Source organism: Nocardia sp. NPDC003999, assembly GCF_053604885.1.
In genome coordinates this window covers 1-19,403 of sequence record NZ_JBSGIB010000035.1, presented here as the reverse complement: position 1 = coordinate 19,403, position 19,403 = coordinate 1, and the positions used below count along the sequence as shown (strand labels likewise).

Below are 19,403 nucleotides of genomic sequence, written 5' to 3'. Positions count from 1 at the left end.
GCAGCCCCCCAATCGGGTGACCGGCAACGGCCCGGAACATCCCCTCTCGGCTTCCAGGCCGTTGTCCGTGATGGTTCCATCGGCCCCCTCCGCGGCTACCCGAACTTCGTTGCTTCTTAGGCGCTCTGGAACCCCCACTCACACTGCCGAATGCCAGTTGGCCAGCACCTCGGTCGCGCCTGCGACGACATCCGCCCCGGCTACCGCAAGCTCGCCGCCGGATCGCACACCCTGTACTACCGCTCCACCGATGAGGGTGTCATCGACATCGTCCGCATCCTGCATCAGCGCATGGACCTCGACCACCACCTCTGACCGGCCTGCGGTAGCGCGAACCGATCTCGAATCCGCCCACGTGTGTGGTGCCCGCCGTCCGGTGTGGTGAGCGTAGCGGCCCCACCGTGGCCGGAACTGGGCGAGTCGATGCGAGGTCGGTCAGTCGGGCAGCACCCACTCGTTGCCGCGGGTACGGTCCGCCAGCCGGGCACCCCGACCCGCTCGGGTCTCCGCGACGATCTCACCCAAGCGGTAGTGGCGGGCCTCGGCCAGAGCCGCGTTCCACAACACGGCGGCCCTGGCGGGTGTCATCGACTCCGGGTAGGTGATCACGCCACGATCCTGATCCCATCGCAGCGACACGGCCGAGCATGCCCGATCGACAGCGTCTTTGAACGCGCCCTCGATGAGGGGCTCGTCCCAGCGCTCGTCCCCGGCCAGCGGGCACGCGTCGGCGTCCCGCGGCTGTCCGACGTAGTGGTCGGCCAGATGCGCCATCACCCAATCGGTCTCCCCGACTGCCTCCTCGACGTCCCATCCCTCGCGTAGCTCAGGCATGCCGCGGATCGTAGCCGCAGGCATCGAGCAGATCGAAGAACTCCGTGCTCAACTCACCGACAGCGACTGACCGACGCTCTGGGTCTGGCCCTCCACGCGAGTACCAGAAGAATGAGCAAATCCGCCCGATCCGACGAAAGGATTTACCGCAGATAATGACACATTATCTGCGGTAGAGTGGGTGCGGGCCGGTGCGCGACGTGGCGCGACAGCTCCGTCATGCCGGGGCGGCTCGGCAAATTATCTGCGGTAGATACGGGTAGATCAAGGGAGACACCGATGAACCAGACGGCAGGGCGCTCCACGCCCCGCCCACAGGCGGCGGGGCGGCATGGGTGAATCGAACGCGGTGCGCCCGCTGCGGGCCGGGATGCGCCTCGACGCCGCGGTCCAGACCTATCTGCAGACGGTGACCGCCGCCAACACCCGCCGCGGCTACCGCACCGCCCTGACCGCGCTGGTCTCCGAGTTCGGCGCGGAATGTGATCCGGCGCTGCTGGATCCGGACCGGGTCGCGGCCTGGTTCCGAATCCGGTGGGGTGGGGCGTCGGCGCAGACGTTCAATGTGCGCCTGGCCGCGCTGCGCGCCGCGTGCGACTACTGGCGCGAGCAGACCTGGCTGGTCGGCGACCCGCTGGTGCGGTTACGGCCGCGCTCGGTGCCCGCCGACCGCAGCCGGGCCCTGACCCGCCCAGAGGTCACCACGATCCTGAGCATGGACGCGGGTCTGCGGGAGCGGGTGCTGTGGCACATGCTCTACGAGACCGCCGCCCGCACCGAGGAACTGCTGATGCTCGACGTCCCGGATCTCGACACCACCAACCGGTGCGCCCGCGTGCGACGCAAGGGCGGCGCGGTCGATGTGGTCGCCTGGCAGACCGGGACCGCCCGGCTGCTGCCGCGCATGCTCGCCGGCCGCCGCACCGGCCCGCTGTTCCTCACCGACCGCAAAGCCAAACCGCACGTGGCCGTGGCGGATATCGACCCGGGCAGCCACCGCGCCCGATTGTCGTACCGGCGCGCGGCCGAGCTGTTCGAGGCACACACCGCGCAGTTGCCCGGCGGGCCGTTCACGCTGCACCAGCTGCGGCACTCCCGGCTGACCCACGCCGCCGAAGACGGGGCCTCCACACCGATGCTGATGACGCTGTCCGGGCATTCCTCGGTGCGGTCGCTGGCGAAGTACGCCCGCCCGTCGAAAGAAGCGCTGCTGGCCTGGCAGGCCGCCACCGACCCCGCCGCGCGGCGGCGGCGCTGAGAACGCGCGGTCCAGGCTTCAGGATTGTGGGCCGATATGTGATGGATGTTGTGCTCACCTGTGGGTCACGAACTGCTACCCTGGGCCATGGAGCCGCCCCATCGAGGTGGGGTTGGAAGTGAGCCACGGGATTACTCGCCGGACGACGAGGCCCGTGGCTCGCGTCGATTCTGGGGTCAGATGGAGCGCATCTCGATCATGCCGCCGAGCTTGTCGAGGTAGGTCGAGTTGCCTACGCGGTGCTGCACGACCGCGCCGCAGACGATGTCCGCGGTCCACAGCACCGGTTCTTCGCGGCCGATGCGATGCCCGAGTCTCAGATCCGCGGTGAGCACGCGTTGAGCGCGGAACTTCTGCACGATGTCGTAGTCGCTGGCATCGGCGCCGCCGCGCGATTCCAGAGTCACCGACCCGCAGTCCATGTACGCCAGATGCGGCAGCAGGTATTCGAGGCACTTGCGGCGGTGGCGGCGATCGTCCGCGCTGGCCGAATGGTGGACCACGACGATCCCGCACACCGGCAAAGACGCGACCACCTCGATGAACTCCAGGCGACGGTCGTCGCTGGCCGAGTGCCAGTGGAGTTTCTTCTCTCCGGGCAGCTGCAGCGCTTGCATCGCCGTGCGAACAGCCTGTTCTTCGGTGTCATCGAGCAAGACGGCCGAGAGGATGTAGGTCCCGGGATCCGCCCCGGGCTGCGATCCGCTCTCATCGCCCCACGCTGTCAGCATGTCATCGCAGGCTCCCGCGAAGCCGAACACGCGTCGGCGCCAGCGACCGAGTGGCCTGTCTCGGTGGCGTACCGGGGCACAACGTTAACCGGCACGTAGTTCTCCTCCCAGTGGGGAGGCGTTAGTCTCATCCCAACTCCAATGAACGGTTTTCGCGGACTGCATTGGTGTTTCTGGCCTCCCCCCGACTCGCACTCGGGGGGAGGATCACCCGATCGAACTCTTGGGCGAATCCCATTAGAGCAACCGCCTCCGACACGGTGGATGCACTTAAAATGGCCTGATGTCACGGGGTTTGGGCCGCGCTCAACGCAGACTCCTCGCCGCGCTCTACATCGGACGCGTAGGCCCCTGGCGGACCTGGCATCTCGATGCCGGGTACTCCTGGTTCGCCGTCGCGGAGATCGGACTGCGTGACGACGACTACGACCTGTACGACGGCGACGACACCACCCTCGCCGAGCGCGACATCAAGCGCAGTCGCCGCGCCGTCATACGCCGGGCGCTCGACGGACTCGTCAGCCGCGGCTACGCCGAATCGATGATGCACACGGTCGATCTCGTCGAACTCCAGTTCGCCTACGAGTGGGGGAATTACGTTCCCACCCGCCAAGTCCTCATGGCCCGGATCACCAAGATCGGCCGCCAGTACATCCAAGAACATCGCCACGAGCTGCTGGGCGAGATGGCCGAACCAGTCCTGCGTGAGGCCCTGTACGAGGGGCTGCGCAGCGCCCTGGCGAAGTACGGATTCGGCGACACAGAGCCACCACCGCGCACATCCACTCGGCGACGCCGACGCAGGCGACGACGCACATCATCAGGGCGCACTCCCACCACGCCGGTCCACGCCACCCAGACGCCGGTAGTCGCGACTCCCCGGCCGGCCGCGCAGCTCAGCAAGGCCCAAGTTGTCGAAGTACTCGTCCTCGAGGGGTTTGCCGCCGCCGCAGTTCTCACACAACTCCGCGCCTGGCACCGCGAACAGCAGCGCTACATGCGTAGGGAGTTCGACGACCCGGGCCCCGCACTCGAGGAGTACCGGTTCGACACCGAGCAGATCGAAGAACTGCGTGCTCAACTCACCGAGAGCGACTGACCGAATCGTTCAGCGGGTTCGTGGCTTCAGCAGCCGCCGCCACCGGGGAACCGCCCGGGCCGCGGCCGGGGCCGGGTCGCTGACCGCGTTGGTGTGTGGTTCGGTGGCTGGCCGTTCGGTCCAGGACCCGGTCTTGGTCGCGCGGGTGGCCCCTTCGCCCAGGACGCGGGTCGCGATCGTCCACACGGCGGGCAGCTCTTCCAGCGCGGTCTCGTCGACCTCGCCGCAGGCCTGTGCAGCGGCGTCGATGTCGGAGTGCAGTGACAGGTGCAGCACGGCGCCGGTCGCGGAGGTGAGGACCAGGACACCGACCGCGGTGTTGGCCTTGTCGCGTCCCAGCCGGGCTTGGTAGGCCAGATCACCGCCGGGTTCGGCGCCGAGGTGGTCGACGATCTCCACCCGGGTCTGGGCGAGCTCGAGCGCGATGCAGCGCCGCGCGATGTCCTGCTCGCCGACACTGAACTCCTCGACCAGCTCAGCCATGGTCGGCGCCGGATTCCGCGCCCAGGCCAGGATCAGCCGCTCGTCGGTCCTGGCATCCCAATAGGACTTGTTGGCGAAGGCGTGCGCGTCGCGGGCGAGGGGCTCCCAGTCGAAACCCGGCTCCGAAGCCATCTGCCTCAGCTTGCGCAGGGCCACCGCAGACGAATAGTTGTCCAGCAGCAGGAACTTCGCCCGCCCGCGCAGCCCCTCGAGAGAGCGGCCCAGTTGTGCCGCGATCTCGCTATCGGGGATGGAGGTCGCCAACGCGGCGAACAACGCCCTGGTAGTCGTCTCCGGTCCACAAACTGCCGCGCCGATCCTGTGCCCCCGTCGTCATGTATCGAATATGCCAGATACCGCTGACACCAACGGGTTTCGTTCATTGCGATCACCACGGCAACAACAACGGCCCCGGATCCCGCCTGAAGACGAGGTCCGGGGCCGTTGGGCTGACACGAGTCAGTCGAGGTAGCGCCACCGAATCCGGGTGACGACCGTGTCCAGGGTGCAGCCGGTGTGGCTGCGGCAGAAGAACTCCACGAACGCCTCTGGAGTCATACCCGCAAACCCTTCGGCCTCGACATCCTCCGGAGAAATGAGCGCCAGGCGCTCGCGGCGGACATCGACGACCTCCACGTCGACGATGCGCACCAGCGGCTCGCCGGGCTTGCGGCCCATGACCTTGCGGCACAAGGTCAGCCGAGTACCCGGGGTGAGGTGCAGCCAGCCCATGCGGCGGGTGACGGTCTTTCTGCGGTCGCGCACCGCGTCCTCGGTCAGCGACACCGACATCAGCCTCGGCACGATGCACTCCTGTTCTGTGGGAACTCGTTCCAGATCCGGCCGTCGAGTTCGCGGCCGGCCGACTTCGGGGTGCGCCCACCCCACTGCTTGAAGAAGAACGCTGTCCCGGCCTCCACGCACTGATCCCGCAGGTCGCGTACCCAGTCCGCGTGCATCGGCCGGGCGTTCGGCCCGGATTCGCCGCCGACGATCACCCAATCGATCGCCGGTTCGGGCCGCCAGTCGGCGCATTCGCCGCCGCAGGCGCATTCGAAGCGGTCCGCGTCGTCAGGCCAGCGGCAGCCGCAGCCACCGGGGCAGGTGCGGGTGAACAGGAACCGGTCCAGGTCGATCGGCCCCAGCAGCGGCTCGCACGACAGGAACCGCACCGCGGCGGGTGTGGCGAGCAGGTCGGTGATGCGGTGAGTGACCGCGCCGTTCTCGACGCTGGTGCCCAGCCACAGGTTCGGCGGGAACACCAGCCCGCGTTCGGCCAGCCGCCGCGCCCGCGACGGGCGTTTGGTCAGCACCTGGTAGGTGTGCTGCGGGGTGGCGGCGATGACGTCGAGCACCGCCCGGACGAAATCCTCGCCGACTTTGGCGTGGAACAGATCCGACATGGAGTTCACGAACACCATGCGCGGAGTACGCCAGCGGCGCGGGATATCGAGCGCGTCGGGGTGTTCGGTAACCCCGAACCCCGGCCCGGAAGTGCGCGGGTCGCCGTCACGCTGATACTTCGCCGAGCCCATCGCCTTGAGCCGTTTGGCCATGCCCATCGCGTAGCAGTTGTCGCAGCCGGTGCTGATGCGGTCGCACCCGGTGACCGGGTTCCAGGTGACGTCGGTCCATTCGATCGCGGTCATTTCAGGTCGTGTCCTGTCTTCTGGTTGTAGACGGTCTGCTGAAGGTCTGGTGTGCGGGGATCACGGCTGGCCCCCGGCAGTCGGTGTCGGGACGCTCATGCGATCGCCTCTGCGGTGTGCAGCACCGCACGCAGCCGTTGCCCGATCCAGGCACCGACCGCCGGGGAGACGGCGTTGCCGAATCCGTCGACCTGGTCGCGTGCGGTCCCCCAGACGACGAACTCGCCGGTGTGGCCGGGGAAGTCGGTGTCGAATCCGCAGCCGCGGCCCACTTCGTGGGCGGCCATCATGCGGAAGTAGCAGTCCTCCAGCGCGAGATCGGCCAGTGCAGCTCGCCATCCGGCGGTGAGAAGGCCCGTGGTATCGCGGGAGGTCAAGGTCCCGAACGGGTCGATGAGCGGGTGTGGTGCGGTCTCGGTCCCCGAGGGTCCGTTCTGCTTGTACCAGCCGCCGAACAGCAGGGCCTGCGACGCGGACGCGGTGATGGTGCCCAGTGGGTCCGCGACCGGGTGGGCGCGGTACTTCGCTTCGTCGATGGCGCCGTTGTTCTTGATCACCCCGGCGGCGGTGAGCACGCCGGGGATCTGCTCGGAGGTGACCGTCGGCATCGCTTCGGCGTAGGTGGTCGGCAGCGTGTTCTTCCGGAACGGCACCACTCCCGTCGAGAGCAGACTCAGCGTCTGCGAGCCGCCCTGGGTGGGCAGCGGGTCACCGGCACCGCGCGGTGCGCCCTGGAAGTTGTTGACCGCGAGCAGCACCGCCTTCTCATGGGTGGAGGTCACGGTGTCCATCGGGCGGCTCAAGTGCTGGCCGTCGCCGTTGTGGCGGTGCGCGGCGAACACGTGCCCGGTCCACAGCAGCGCGGTTTCCTGCTGGCTGGTCTGGGTGGCCAGGGGCTGGCTCAAGGTTCGTTCGGTGCCGTACACGCTCTTGGCGGGCATGAGGATCGCCGGGAATTCGGCGAACTTCGCTCGGCAGCGTTCCGCGCGCGCCATCGTCGCGGGCCGCAACGGGCGCTTGCGGTCCCCGATCCGGGTGCCCAGGTTGGTGAGGTCCAGCGCGTGCAGTGACGGTGTCATCGTCGGCACGACCTCGCGGTGGCAGCGCGGGCACCGGTAGTTGTACTGGGTGCCGTAGCGGACCGCGCCGGTCGGCGGCACACCGGTCTTCCACGACCACACCGCTTCCACGACCTCGTCGCAGTGCCCGCACCGCGCCAACGGCCGATGATCCAGATCCGGCGCCGGCAGACGGCGATCCCAGAAAACGATGTACAGACGATCCCTGCTCTGCGGTACCCCGAAGAACATCGAGTTCAGATACAGAATCTTGTGCTCGTAGCCGAGATTGCCGAACGCGCGCAGCCACCACCGGTACGTCGACCCGTCACCGACCTTGCGGCGGCCCGGAATCGCCGGACCCCATGAAGTGAGTTCGGTCGTGCACTCGACCAGAATCATGCGCGGACGATTCCGATCCGCGTAGTGCAGCACGCAATTGGCGGTCGCCCGGTCCCGCTCGGAGCGGGTCACGCGATCCTCGTACTCGGGGTCGTCCAGATCGAACAGGCTCACGCCCTGCTCGTAGGCCTTCTGCGTGTTCGCCTGACTGTGGTTCACACACGACACCCCCGCCACCAGCAGATCCGCCGCGGGAAGGTCGCGAACATCGTGGTAATCGGCGGACTCGGGATCGACCAGGTCCGCGATCCAATGCTGCGCGTCCGGGTGATTCGCCTCGTGGACATCGACTTTGTAGCTGTTGTGGTTGGCCGCCAGGATCGTGGTGAATCCGGCCATCTCGATTCCCCTGGTCAGGCCACCGAACCCCGAGAACAGATCCACCGCGACCAAATCGTCGTGGCGGAACCGACGAAGACGAGTAGCGGGCCGATGCGTAGCGGTGCGCGGCCGCGTCCTGGTCGAGTCACGTCGGGACATGAACCCCTCCTTGCAGTTTCAAAACTGTGCAGTAATAAAACTGTACAGTGCGACTCGGTGGGCTGCTACAGTTTTGACACTGCAAACCTGTCCTAGACTCGTCGGCGATGCCGTGAAGCCCTGACAGAAAGCGACTTCCGAATGCCGCCCGACCCCACCCGAACCCGGCCGGTCGAAGACCTCGACCTGGCGGACCGATCCGCGCAGATCCGCCAGGCCCGCGCCGACGGCCAGCAGCTCCCCGCCGGCCGCCTCCTCGGCCTGCCGGAACTGCCGAACGGAGACATGTGGGTCGACATCGCCGGGGTCGAGGCGATCACCGAAATCCCCTCGCGCACCGTCACCGGCTGGTTGGCGCGCGGCGGGCCGAAGAAGGCCCCCTTCCCCGCCCCCCACCGCATCCTGTATCGCCTCTACTGGCCGCTGTCGGTCCTCGAGACCTGGCACGAGGACTACGCGCGCGGAGCCTGACCGGCCACGCGCCACTGGTCAGAGCGTTATCCCGTTGGCTACCGCCAGATTTTGCGCTGCTGGACTTCACGGGCCTAGTCGAGGCCGCTATATGGCTCGGGATTCCTACTGCATCACAGCGAAGCGGGTCCGCCACCGCTGTGCGGCCGGTCGGTCCCGACGTCGATCGAGTGGGCTGCTATAGGAGCACGATCAGCGCGAAGATGACCACCGCCGGCGGAACCAGCCAGATCCAGCGCATGTCCAGAGGTTTGATATACGGCAGAGGCGGCCGCGAGCCAGGGACCGGCTCTGACGGAGGGAGAGGCTCGGGTCGCCAGTACGGGCACGTCGGGGTCGCGTGGACCGCCGCGTAGCACCGTGGGTTATTGCAGGGATAGCCCAGGTCGTAGCGGAACTGGTCGAAGCGGTCCATACCGCACATCATCACCCGCGGCACCGACGACTGCGGCGAAAAGGCTGGGGTTGGAGCCCCATACGTCGCCGTGTGTTGCCCGCCCGCAGGACGGGCACCGCCTCGGCGTGGGCGTGGGCGTGGGCGGTGAGGCTTCCGAGCAGTCGGTAGCTCACACCACCAGTGCTCACACCCAAACCCTCTACGCCCGCGACCCTCATCGCGTTTCCTCCCCCAAACCCACTCCGACCAGCCCACTTCCACCCATCTGCGCTATCCCCTACCTACCACCCTTCGAACATATGTTCACACCTTTTGCATTCATGGACACACCGGCTGTGTGTGGTCTGACCTGCAACGTCCGGTTCGTCCGTACCGTCGGTTATGTGATGTCTCCGCACAGGCTCAGCGCGGACGCTGGTGTCGACTACTACACGAGATGCGTTGCGGTGCATGACGGCCATGAGCGGGGCCGTGCGAGCCTGTCGGACTACTACTCCGATCGCGGTGAGGTGCCGGGGATCTGGCTGGGTTCGGGGCTGGTGGCGTTCGACGACATCACCGCCGGAGATCCGGTCGACGAGAAGCAGATGGCCGCCTTGTACCGGGAGGGTCGTCATCCGAACGCGGAGGCGATCATCGCTGCCCGCCTCGCGGCCGGCGACTCCGCGGCCGCCGCCCGCAAGGCCACACAGCTGGGCAGGCCGTTCTACCAATTCAAGGTGCCGGAGGGCAGCTTCCGCCACGTCGTCGCTCAGCAACTGGAGGCGTGGAACGTCGCGGCGGGCCAGGCCGAGGACGCGCCCGTGCCCAAGAAGGTGCGCGAGGAGATCCGCACCCGGGTGGGCCGGGAGATGTTCACGAGCGAGCACGGCCGCGCACCTCACGAGGGGCCGGAGCTGACCGACTGGATTTCGCGGCATTCTCGTCCGGAGCGCCGGGCCGTCGCCGGGTTCGACCTGACGTTCTCGGCAGTGAAGTCGGTGTCAGCGGTGTGGGCGTTGGCGCCACGCGAGATCGCCGAGAAGATCGAGGCCGCGCACGCCGCCGCCATCGCCGACGCGTTGGCCTACCTCGAAAGACACGGCTGCTACACCAGGTTGGGCACCGACGGTGTCCGCCAGGTCGACACCGAGGGCATGATCGCGACCGCGTTCCTGCACCGCGATTCCCGCGCCGGTGACCCGAACCTGCACACCCACGTCGTGGTGTCCAACAAGGTCAGGACATTGGATGGGCGCTGGCGGGCGCTGGATGGCCGGATGGTCTACCAGCATGCGGTCACGGCCAGCGAGATCTACAACGCCCGCCTCGAGCAGCATTTGGGCGACGCGATCGGCGTCCGGTTCACCGACCGTCCCGCCCGCGACGCCAGCAAGCGCCCGGTCCGCGAGATCGCCGGGGTCGCTACCGAGCTGATCGAGCTGTGGTCGCAGCGCTCGACCAGCATCCGCGCCGAACTCGCCACGTTGACCCGCCAGTTCCAGGCCAAGCACGGTCGCGCGCCGATCCCGGCGGAGGTGTGGAAACTCGCCCAGCAGGCCACCATCGCCACCCGGGCCCGCAAGCACGAACCCCGCGCCTTGGCCGAGCAGCGCGCCACCTGGGAGCAGGAAGCGATCGAGCTGCTGGGCTCTCGTCACGCGGTCGAGGAGCTGCTCACCGACACCCTCGCGCCCGGCAGTCTCGAGCTGCCGGAGGTGGATGAGGCGTGGATCGCCCAGACCGCGCGCCGCGTCGTGGACACCGTCGCCGCACACCGCGCCACCTGGAAGCTCAACCACATTCGCGCCGAGACCGAACGCCAGCTGCGCGGCCAGGTCAGCACCCGGCAGTGGGCGCAGGTGGCCGAGCGAGTCGTCGCGGTCGCGCTGGCCGAGCCGTGTTCGATCCCGCGCGGTGTCCCGGATCCGGTGCCCGCGGTCGGGGTGCTGCGCCGCCGGGACGGCACCAGCGTCTACACCACCGCCGACTCCACCCTCTACACCGCCCGCGCGATCGTGGACGCCGAACAGCGGCTCATCGCCGCCGCCCACCTCGACGGCGGCCGCACCATCCCGGCCGCGGCGGTGCAGCTGGCGCTGGTGGAGTTCGCCGCCAACAACCACGGCCGCACCCTCAACCCCGGCCAGCGCGCCCTCGTCGAGTCATTCGCCACCTCCGGGGCGCGGCTGCAGGTCGCGATCGCCCCGGCCGGAACCGGGAAAACCACCGCGATGCAGGTGCTCACTCGCGCGTGGACCAGCGAGGGCGGCATCGTGCTCGGTCTGGCGCCGACCGCTGCGGCCGCGGCGGTGCTGGGTGAGGAGATCCATGCCCCGACAGCGACGATCGACATGCTCACCGCCCTCATCGACGACCCCATCACGATCTTCGACCCCGATAGCCCCGTCTGGCTGCGGCGGATCGATCACCGCACGTTGGTGATCATCGACGAGGCCGCGAAAGCCTCCACCCGCCAACTCGACACCGCCATACGGTTCCTGCTCGCCCGTGGCGCCAGCGTCCGCGCGATCGGCGACGACCAGCAGCTGGCCGCCGTTGCCGCCGGTGGCGTGATCCGCGACATCGCCCACACCACCGAAGCTCTCACCCTGACCCAGGTCATGCGGTTCACCGACGCTGGTGAGCGCGCCGCCAGTCTCGCGCTGCGCGAGGGTGATCCAGCCGCGATCGCGCACTACGTCGACCACGACCGCGTCCACGTCGGCACCATCGGCGCCGTCGTCGAGGACGCCTTCCAGGCGTGGGCCGCCGACACCGCCGCCGGCCGCGACGCGGTGCTGCTGGCACCCACCCGCGACCTGGTCACCCAACTGAACACCCGGGCCCGCGACGCCCGCCTGGCCCGCGACCCCACCGCCCACATCCGGCGGGAGGTCACGCTCGGTGACGGGCTGGCCGCCAGCGTCGACGACATCATCACCACCCGCAAGAACGCCTACCGAATGCGGATCTCCGCCACCGACCACGTCCGCAACGGCTACCGCTGGAGGGTGCGAGCCGTCCACCCCGACGGGCGGATCACCGCCGCGCACATCGGATCCGGGCGGCTGATCACCCTGCCCGAGGACTACATCGCCGACTACACCACCCTCGGCTACGCCACCACCATCGACGCCGCCCAAGGCCTCACCGTCGACACCGCGCACACCGTGCTCATCGGCGGCGAGTCCCGCCAGCAGGCATACGTCGCGCTCACCCGCGGCCGCCACGAAAACCACCTGTATGTCGCGACCGCCCACGACGGCGAGGACACCGCACCCGAGACCCTGGATGCGCTCCACCCGCCGACCGCCCTCGACGTGCTCACCGGCATCCTCGGCCGTGACGGCGCCCAAGTCTCCGCCACCACCGCCCAACGCCACGCCGAAGACCCCCGCGCCCAGCTCGCCCACGCCGCACGCGCCTACACCGACGCGATCAGTGTGGTCACCCACCAGCGCACCGACCCGACCGTGCTGGAGCGCATCGACGCCGCGGCCGAACAACTCGCACCGGGACTCACCAGCGAGCCCGCCTACCCGACACTGCGCAAACAGCTCTCCACCCTCGCGGTGGCCGGAAATGACCCCGTCGCCGTCCTCACCGACGCGGTCGCGCGCCACCAACTCGACACCGCCAACGACCGCGCCGCCGTCCTGAGCTGGCGCATCGACCTGACCAGCAGCCGCGACGGCGCCGCCCCGTTGTCGTGGCTGCCCACCGTGCCCGCCGGCCTGCTGGCCGACCCGGAATACGGCGAGCACCTGCGCACGCGTGCGCAGCAGATCACCGACCTGGTCGCCGAGATCGACACCGCCGCACGGGCCTGGACCACCACCACTGCGCCGATGTGGGCCAAACCCCTCGTCGGCACCAAACCGGACCTGCTGTCCTCGCTCACCATCTGGCGCGCCGTCCACGACATCCCCGACAACGATCGCCGCCTCACCGGCCCCGAACAACTACCCGGCACCCTCGCGCATCAGTCCCAAGCGGGCTTCCACTACGAGATCACCCGCGTCCTGGGCGACCGCGACGCCGATGTGCGCCGCTGGCACGCGACCGCGACCGCGCTGGACTCACGGCTGACCGAAGACCCGTACTGGCCGGTGCTGGCCACCGAGCTGACCCGCGCCGCCGCAACAGGTCTCGACGTCCCCACCACCCTGCGCGCCGCACACGAACAGCGCCCGCTGCCTCTCGAGCAGCCCGCGGCCGCGCTGCGCTGGCGCATGGCTGAGCACCTCGACGAGGGCCACGACCGCGAATTCGTCGACCTCATCGCCGAACTCCGCAGCCAGGAACTGCGGGCACTGCGTGATGCCGACCTCGCCCGTGAGGTCACCAGGCGCCACAACCACCTGCGGTACACCAACGTGCGGTTCGGACCCGACCGGCTCACCCTTGCCCTCCGAGCTCGCGAGCAGCTGATCGAGGCCCACCGCCGCCGCGACGACCAAGCCGCCGACATCCGCACCGCCCAAACCCTCGAACGTCAGAACACCGAACACACTCGCGACGAAGCCGCCGCGCGTGCCGCCTGGCGAACAGCACGCGACGATGTCGCGGCCCTGCGGTGGTGGCACAGCCGCCAAACCCGTCTCGAGCGCGAACAGGCCGCCGCCGACGCTGAAGAAGCGCTCAACCAGGCCGCCGACCGCCGCGACGCCACCCGCGCCCAACTCAGCGAGCTGCGCGCCCGCATCGGTGCGCACGAATCCCTCTGGCCTCGCCTGCTCACCGAAGCCACCGACACCGCCGCACGCGACCAGGCCCTCGCCGACGCCGACCGCGAGATCGCCGCCGGACAACACGACCGCGACCGCGCCGACGCATACCGCGCGCAACAACGCGCCTGGGCCCAAGCCCCCGTCGATGAACAGCAGCGCCGCGCCGAGCTTCCACCCGACCAGCTCGAACGGGAAAACCGCGCCCGCGCCGAAATCCACGCCCAGGACAACCCCCTGCCTTCCCACGAGGAAATCGCCGCCCAGCAGCGCACCGAACAACGACGCCAGCAGCGTGAGGCCAAGCGGCAACGCCAGCGCGATCGATGGGACACCCCGATCTACGACAACAGCCCTACCCGCGACACCGGCTACAGCCTGTAAGTCGTCGGTCGCCCCGCCCAGGCTGCCGCGCCCTCCCTCGCGGGAGGGCTTGCCACACAACCACAACCGCGCCGTAGGAGTTTCCCGAACTCGCCGAATTTCGGGCGGATTTGGAGTGCCCAGGAGCCTGCACCCCTCAGCCGTATGGTCCGCTGCATGAGCACTGTCGAATATCTCAGCCCGTTTGTCGACGCACACCTCGACCATGACAGCGATGACCGCATGTTCTGCCTGTCGCGCGCGAACTGCGAGGATCCTGTCCTGGAAACCTTCCTCGAGACAACCAAGTCCGCAGTGATTCTGGCCGAACACTCGCTCGGAACAGCCTTCTACTACGGCCGCCAAGCAGCCGAACTCGCGCTCAAGGCATTCCTTCCGTCGGCCGTCCTCGCGAATCACCGGTACAGCCACAATCTCGCACGCCTGCTCAACGCGCTCCCGGCAGGGGATGATCTGCTTGGGGATGGCGCCGACCAGCAACTCATCGTCAGTTTCATCCAGGATTTCCACCGACTGGACCCGCGTGGCGACCAGGGCCGGTATCCAACGACCGGACGAGCGGACACGCTGTCCTTGATCGCGGTCTGCCACGCCAACACCGATCGCTTCATCGATCAGATCAACCGACTGGCGCACTACACCGAACTCCGGCTGACCGGACGGGCGCACATTCCGATCAGCGTGTAGTCGAACAAGGCCGGTTCGCTTCGATGACGCCGCCGAGATCCGCCCGAAATTCGGCGAGTCAGGAACCCCCGTAGGGATGATCCGGAGGAGCAAAGTTATACCGGTAGGGGGCCAAGTGAGGCCCGGCCAGTGGCAAGCGAGCGAAGCTCGTGCGGCAGCACCTTCCAAGGCGACCAGACGCCCAACCGCAGCGCACGCACCCTCCCGCCGGCCGCCGCCATTCCCCTCCCCTGTGCCTCCCCGAATCCGGTGCCACTGCTCGACATTCCGTCCCGCCCCGTCCCCGGTTTGTTGACCACCCTCGTCCAGGTACGCAGATCGAGGGTGGTCAAGAAAACGGCAGCCCGCGAACGTAGGGGACAGGGCGGGACGGAACACCGCAGCTCAGACCGGATCAGCCTCGCGACTGGGGTAGCGATCAAGGTAGCGACCAGACTCGCGATCAGGGTAGCGACGGCTGCGCGAGGCTAGTCGCTACCCTAATCGCTACCCCTGGCTGCCCTTTGACGGCATTCGCCGCGCTCGACCGAACCATCACGCGTGTTCGGTTGCGGCATGCTGACACGGCTGACGCGGCGACCGAAACCCCTCCCCCACCACCCTGCTTCAGAGTCTGGTCTCGAAGGTGTTCCGTCCCGGCCCGAACCGGTTTCTCGACCACCCTTGATCCAGGTACTCCGCAGATCGAGGGTGGTCGGGAAATCGGGGAGCTTGCGGACGAAGGTGCGGGCCGGGACGCAAACACCGCAGCTCACCGAGCTGCGCGGGGGTGGATTAGCCCCTGGATTACCCCCTGGACCAGGCCCTGGATTACCCCCTGGACCCAAACCCTGCGCTAATCCAGGGGCTGGTCCAGGGGGTAATCCACCCCCTGGACCAGCCCCGCCGGTCAGCGTCCTCGGCCTGTGTCGCGGTTCTGGCTGATGCCGGGTGTGGTGTTGGGGCGCGTGGGCTCCGACGCCGACCCGGTGACGGCTGAACCTGGGTCAGTGTCGAAGGCGCGGGCGGTGGTGCGCCAGGCGCGGATGTATTCCTCATCGACCCCAGCCGCGCGCATCTGCTCTGCCTGCTGGTCGATGCGTTCCTGTCGAGACATCCCCGACGTCCGGGACTCGTGTTGCGCGTGCTGGTGCTGACGCTCGCGCAGGACCTGCAAGGGTTCCAGCGCTCGGTCGCGCAGTTGCTGGGCGCGAAGGAACTCCTGGCGGGCGGTGTGTGCGTCAGCGATCGCGACGAGCGTGCGCATCAACTGCTCGACCAACCGAACCGTCTCCGTCGCTGGGTCGTTCCGATCGGCGTACTTGGCGAGCTGGATGAGGATCACCGCTACCGCCCCCAACCCGGGCGGGCGCTGCCCTGCGGCGGGCGGGCGCCACCGCAGATGGGCGGGCACCTGCGCCGAGCGGGTCAGCTCTGTCGCCGCGGCCGCGAACACTCCCGGTTTGGATTCCACGCGCCGCGACCACGCCGCGAACACTCCCGCCGCGCGCCCGGCCGCCCGCGCCCACTCGCCGTGATTCTCCGGCGGGATGCTGGCGAGGTAGTCGTTCCAGCGCTGTAGATCCTGGTGCGCCCGTGTCCACAGCTTCGGGTCGTCGAGGGTTTGGGCTTCCCGGCCACGCTGCCCGCTGTTGCGGCGGCCGGCCTTCCACGTCTTCAACGCCTCCGCCCGCGCCTGCGGGGAGTCGTCCCACTGATCCCGCAGCGCAGGTAGCGCCAGATCCTTCGACAGCAGCCCGCCGCTGCACCAGGGCCCGGTGTGCGTCAGCTCGTCCAGCGTCAACGGCTTTCCGCCGCGCGCCAGCCGCGCCGCCTCGGTCTTGCGGTCGGCGGCGATGTCGGCGGGGTCGCGCCACCGCACCGCGTACCCGGTCACCTCCTCGCCGCCCTTGCTGTAGCGGGGGCGCAGCGAGATGCCCGCGTCCCGGACCCGGCGCACGAATTCCGCCTCGGTCGCGCTCGCCGACGCCAACGCCCGCACCTCCAGCCGCAGCCTCTCCCGCTCGGTCAGATCCCCACCGGAGCGGTCGCGACGTTCGGTCTCCGCTCGCGAGTTCCCGCGCAGCGCGCCGCCGTCCTCACGCGACGCCAGCACCTCCAGCCCGTACCGGTGCTCCAGCAGGTTGACCACCTTCTGAGAGCGCGTGTAATCACCCATCGGCCGCCCCGTGACCGGATCGCGCATGAACGTGTCCACCACACTGCCGTCCTCACGGATGAGCGACGCCGCGATGTGGATGTGGTCGCCGCCGGAGCGGTCGGCGCCCGCACGGCCGTGGCGCACCGCCACCCACCGCACCCCGGCCTGGGTGGGGTCGACAAACCCCATCTCCTTCATGAAGTCTTCCGCGATCGCTTTCCACGTCTCGTCCGACAGATCGCCCTCTTCGGCACGCAACGCCAACGAGCAGTGCCACACCGGTGCATCCCGCAGCACCCCCTTCTCCCCCTTCTCCGGGCGCTCGATCACCTCCACCGCACCGGTGTTCGCGCTCGCGGCGCGGGCCCGCATCCGAGCCCGGGTTCCGTGCAGCTTGCGCGGCAGATCCATCTCCCGCGCGATCTCCAACGCCACATCGCGCGCCGCCCGGTTGGACTCCGGACCGTCGAACCGGCCCAACCACGCCGCCCGCATCACCGACGCCGACCCCGCGACCACATGCCGATCGGTGTGCTCGTTGGCCTTCCCCGGCCCCAGCAGATACACCATCAGCCCGCCGAGCTTGGCGCCGCGATTGATGTTCGGATTCATGCCCCTGCCCTCACCGTCGCGTCACTTCGCGCGCCAGTTCGTCCAGCCGCGTCGCCCGCACCGCCAAGTCGTCGAGCACCGCGCGCAGCTGGTCGAGGGTGTCATCGATGTCATCGGCCAACGTCCCGGTGATGTTCGCCGCGTGCGCGATCTGATTCAGATTGCCGCCGATCTTCGCCAGGTGCTCCACTCGAACCTCATCCATCGCGCCCGCCGCCGACAACAGCACCCCCGCCAACGTCTTGCGCTTCGGCCACGGCAGCCACGGCCCCGCCTCATCGGTTTCCCCCGCCGCACGGCCGCCGGTCGGGTTCAACGCCGACTCCGCCAAGTACCGCGGCACCGTCATGTTCGCCTCCGCAGCGGCCTCTTCCAGCTTCACCGCATCAGCCGCCGACACCGTCACCCGGAACCGCTTCGCCCCCTCGCCGATGTTCTCCTGACGCTTCCGATTCCGCGTCCGCGCCACCGACTGCATCCGCCGCGTCGACGACACACCTGCATGGGCCGTCGACGCCTCGTGCACGGCCGAATCCGGCCGCTCCGGCACCTGGGTGACCACCTCGGAATCCACCTCTCTCTCCTGGCTCAGCGCAGCGACACCCGGCACCCGGGTGGACCTCGCCCCCGCGAGGTGACCACACTTATGGCACATAAGTGTTAGCTTGCTCCGCTGGGGCCGCGATTTTGAGCGTACCGGAGCAAGATCGCTTCGACCAGCACCAAACGCGACTCGACAGGGCGCGGCAACCGTCCGCCACCGAAGGGCTACGCCGACCTGCGAACGGGGGGCCTCACGCCGGCCGAGCGCACCTTTCCTCCCCCCACCTCGAGGCTGGTGGAGGGCTGGACCGGTAGGGTCCAGACACGACGCGACCCCGGCGGCTAAGCCCCGCCGGGGTCGCGTCTTTATTTCGGGAAGCTGCGTGGAAAGAGTCTTTCCACTGTGCGATTCAGCTGAAGGTCACTGCCTCACTTCCGGAGTTCGATCACGCGGGCGCCGGTGCCTGCGTTGGAGATCCGTGTGTCGGCTTCCAGCCACTTCTTCACCGAAGCGAATCCCACGTGCAGGTCGCGAGCAATGCGGCTAGCTCCGTGCTCAGGGTTTTCCTCCTGGCGGGTCAGCACCTGGGCGATCTGCTCGACCGAGGAGCGTGCTGCGGTCACCCTCTTCACCTCGTGCGCCCGCGACCAAGTCGCCGCGGTGATACCGGCCGGTGGTGCTCCATGCGCCGCGACGGCGGGGTGCTCCGTAGCGGCGGTCCGGGTGCTACGCGGGGTGCTCCGTTCGGCGCGAGCGTGCTCCGCAGCAACCCTGCGGTGCTCCGTGGGCTGCTCCGCACGGCGCTCCGCCAGAACCGAAGTGCTCCGCAAGGTGCTCCGCTGAGTGCTCCGTACGACGGGCGGACTGCTCGGTTCGTGCTCCGCAGACTGCTCCGTAGCAGTCGCCGGGTGCTCCGTAGCAGGGTGCTCCACAGGGGTGCTCTGCTGCTCGGTGGCCCGCGTAGCAGGGTGCTCCACAACCTGCTCGGCAGGCTCGTTCTCCTCGGTGTCCGGCCGGGCCGCAACTGGCTCTACCAGCCCTTCAACGGGTGCAGGTGCGGCCTGCTCGACGTCCGGCTCGACCACACGAGGCGCAGGTTCAGTCTCGGGTGCCGTGGTGCTCCGCTGCTCCGTAAGGTGCTCCGTAGCGGCCGGGGTGCTCCGCGGACTGCTCAGTTCGTGCTCCGCAGAGTGCTCCACAACGTGCTCCGCAGAGTGCTCCGTAGCAGTCGCCGGGTGCTCCGTAGCGGGCTGCTCCACAACGGTGCTCTGCTCAGCGGGCGGGGTGCTCTGTTCGTGCTCCGCAGCAGCTACCATCGGGCGCTGCGTAGCAGGTGCTGCGTTCGGGTGCTCCGTAGCGGTGCTCCGCTCGTCCGTCTGCTCCGCAGGATGCTCGATGGCCGGCATCTCGATGTCGTTGGCCGTCGCCTCGTGCCGGACGGGTTCGGGGCGCGCGGTGAGGATGT

Annotated in this window: 14 protein-coding genes and 1 pseudogene; 6 read left to right on the top strand and 9 right to left on the bottom strand. The window is 68.7% G+C overall.

The genetic code is table 11. The features are described 5' to 3' along the window. Positions 1–168: 168 nt before the first annotated feature. A pseudogene (locus ACWESM_RS35385) lies at positions 169–315 on the top strand (type II toxin-antitoxin system RelE/ParE family toxin); the annotation flags it as partial. Between the two features lie 120 nt (positions 316–435). Here the strand turns inward: ACWESM_RS35385 and ACWESM_RS35380 are convergent. Further along, a complete protein-coding gene (locus tag ACWESM_RS35380; protein WP_452495530.1) occupies positions 436–834 on the bottom strand; it encodes a hypothetical protein in 399 nt (132 codons plus the stop codon). A 331-nt stretch (positions 835–1,165) separates the two neighbouring features. On the opposite strand from ACWESM_RS35380, the gene ACWESM_RS35375 reads away from it, so the two are divergent. Further along, positions 1,166–2,092 carry a tyrosine-type recombinase/integrase gene (locus ACWESM_RS35375; protein ID WP_452495528.1) on the top strand — a complete coding sequence of 309 codons (927 nt, stop codon included), beginning with the start codon at positions 1,166–1,168 and terminating at the stop codon, positions 2,090–2,092. A gap of 176 nt (positions 2,093–2,268) precedes the next feature. Here ACWESM_RS35375 and ACWESM_RS35370 read toward each other — a convergent pair whose 3' ends face one another. Continuing rightward, a complete protein-coding gene (locus ACWESM_RS35370) occupies positions 2,269–2,823 on the bottom strand; it encodes a hypothetical protein (protein WP_452495526.1) in 555 nt (184 codons plus the stop codon). 283 nt (positions 2,824–3,106) lie between these two features. On the opposite strand from ACWESM_RS35370, the gene ACWESM_RS35365 reads away from it, so the two are divergent. Then, a complete protein-coding gene (locus tag ACWESM_RS35365; RefSeq protein ID WP_452495525.1) occupies positions 3,107–3,922 on the top strand; it encodes a hypothetical protein in 816 nt (271 codons plus the stop codon). A gap of 9 nt (positions 3,923–3,931) precedes the next feature. Here ACWESM_RS35365 and ACWESM_RS35360 read toward each other — a convergent pair whose 3' ends face one another. The 4 genes from ACWESM_RS35360 to ACWESM_RS35345 form a co-directional block, all read right to left on the bottom strand. Continuing rightward, entirely contained in the window at positions 3,932–4,669 is a 738-nt protein-coding gene (locus tag ACWESM_RS35360; RefSeq protein WP_452495523.1) for a hypothetical protein, read from the bottom strand. Positions 4,670–4,864: 195 nt separating this feature from the next. Next, on the bottom strand, positions 4,865–5,209 hold the full coding sequence (locus ACWESM_RS35355; RefSeq protein WP_452495521.1) for a hypothetical protein: 345 nt from the start codon (positions 5,207–5,209) through the stop codon (positions 4,865–4,867). Next, positions 5,197–6,054: a DUF5131 family protein gene (locus tag ACWESM_RS35350; RefSeq protein WP_452495519.1), complete on the bottom strand. Its 858-nt coding sequence runs from the start codon at positions 6,052–6,054 to the stop codon at positions 5,197–5,199. The genes ACWESM_RS35355 and ACWESM_RS35350 overlap by 13 nt, the downstream gene beginning before the upstream one ends. A gap of 95 nt (positions 6,055–6,149) precedes the next feature. Continuing rightward, entirely contained in the window at positions 6,150–7,994 is a 1,845-nt protein-coding gene (locus ACWESM_RS35345; RefSeq protein WP_452495517.1) for a DNA cytosine methyltransferase, read from the bottom strand. Positions 7,995–8,135: 141 nt separating this feature from the next. Here ACWESM_RS35345 and ACWESM_RS35340 point away from each other — a divergent pair, with 141 nt between their 5' ends. The 3 genes from ACWESM_RS35340 (at position 8,136) to ACWESM_RS35330 (ending at position 14,642) form a co-directional block, all read left to right on the top strand. Continuing rightward, positions 8,136–8,465, top strand: a complete 330-nt coding sequence (locus ACWESM_RS35340; protein ID WP_452495515.1) for a hypothetical protein — start codon at positions 8,136–8,138, stop codon at positions 8,463–8,465. 696 nt (positions 8,466–9,161) lie between these two features. Next, positions 9,162–13,955, top strand: a complete 4,794-nt coding sequence (gene mobF, locus ACWESM_RS35335) for a MobF family relaxase (RefSeq protein WP_452495514.1) — start codon at positions 9,162–9,164, stop codon at positions 13,953–13,955. A 156-nt stretch (positions 13,956–14,111) separates the two neighbouring features. Then, positions 14,112–14,642: a hypothetical protein gene (locus tag ACWESM_RS35330; RefSeq protein ID WP_452495512.1), complete on the top strand. Its 531-nt coding sequence runs from the start codon at positions 14,112–14,114 to the stop codon at positions 14,640–14,642. 889 nt (positions 14,643–15,531) lie between these two features. Here the strand turns inward: ACWESM_RS35330 and ACWESM_RS35325 are convergent. The 3 genes from ACWESM_RS35325 to ACWESM_RS35315 all read right to left on the bottom strand — a co-directional run bounded on the left by ACWESM_RS35325 (position 15,532) and on the right by ACWESM_RS35315 (position 18,561). Beyond that, positions 15,532–17,394 carry a relaxase/mobilization nuclease domain-containing protein gene (locus ACWESM_RS35325; RefSeq protein ID WP_452495510.1) on the bottom strand — a complete coding sequence of 621 codons (1,863 nt, stop codon included), beginning with the start codon at positions 17,392–17,394 and terminating at the stop codon, positions 15,532–15,534. Positions 17,395–17,404: 10 nt separating this feature from the next. Beyond that, positions 17,405–17,968 carry a MobC family plasmid mobilization relaxosome protein gene (locus tag ACWESM_RS35320; protein ID WP_452495508.1) on the bottom strand — a complete coding sequence of 188 codons (564 nt, stop codon included), beginning with the start codon at positions 17,966–17,968 and terminating at the stop codon, positions 17,405–17,407. A gap of 398 nt (positions 17,969–18,366) precedes the next feature. Next, the gene (locus tag ACWESM_RS35315) at positions 18,367–18,561 is read right to left on the bottom strand and encodes a hypothetical protein (protein ID WP_452495506.1); all 195 of its coding nucleotides are present in this window, start codon (positions 18,559–18,561) and stop codon (positions 18,367–18,369) included. Positions 18,562–19,403 lie beyond the last annotated feature (842 nt).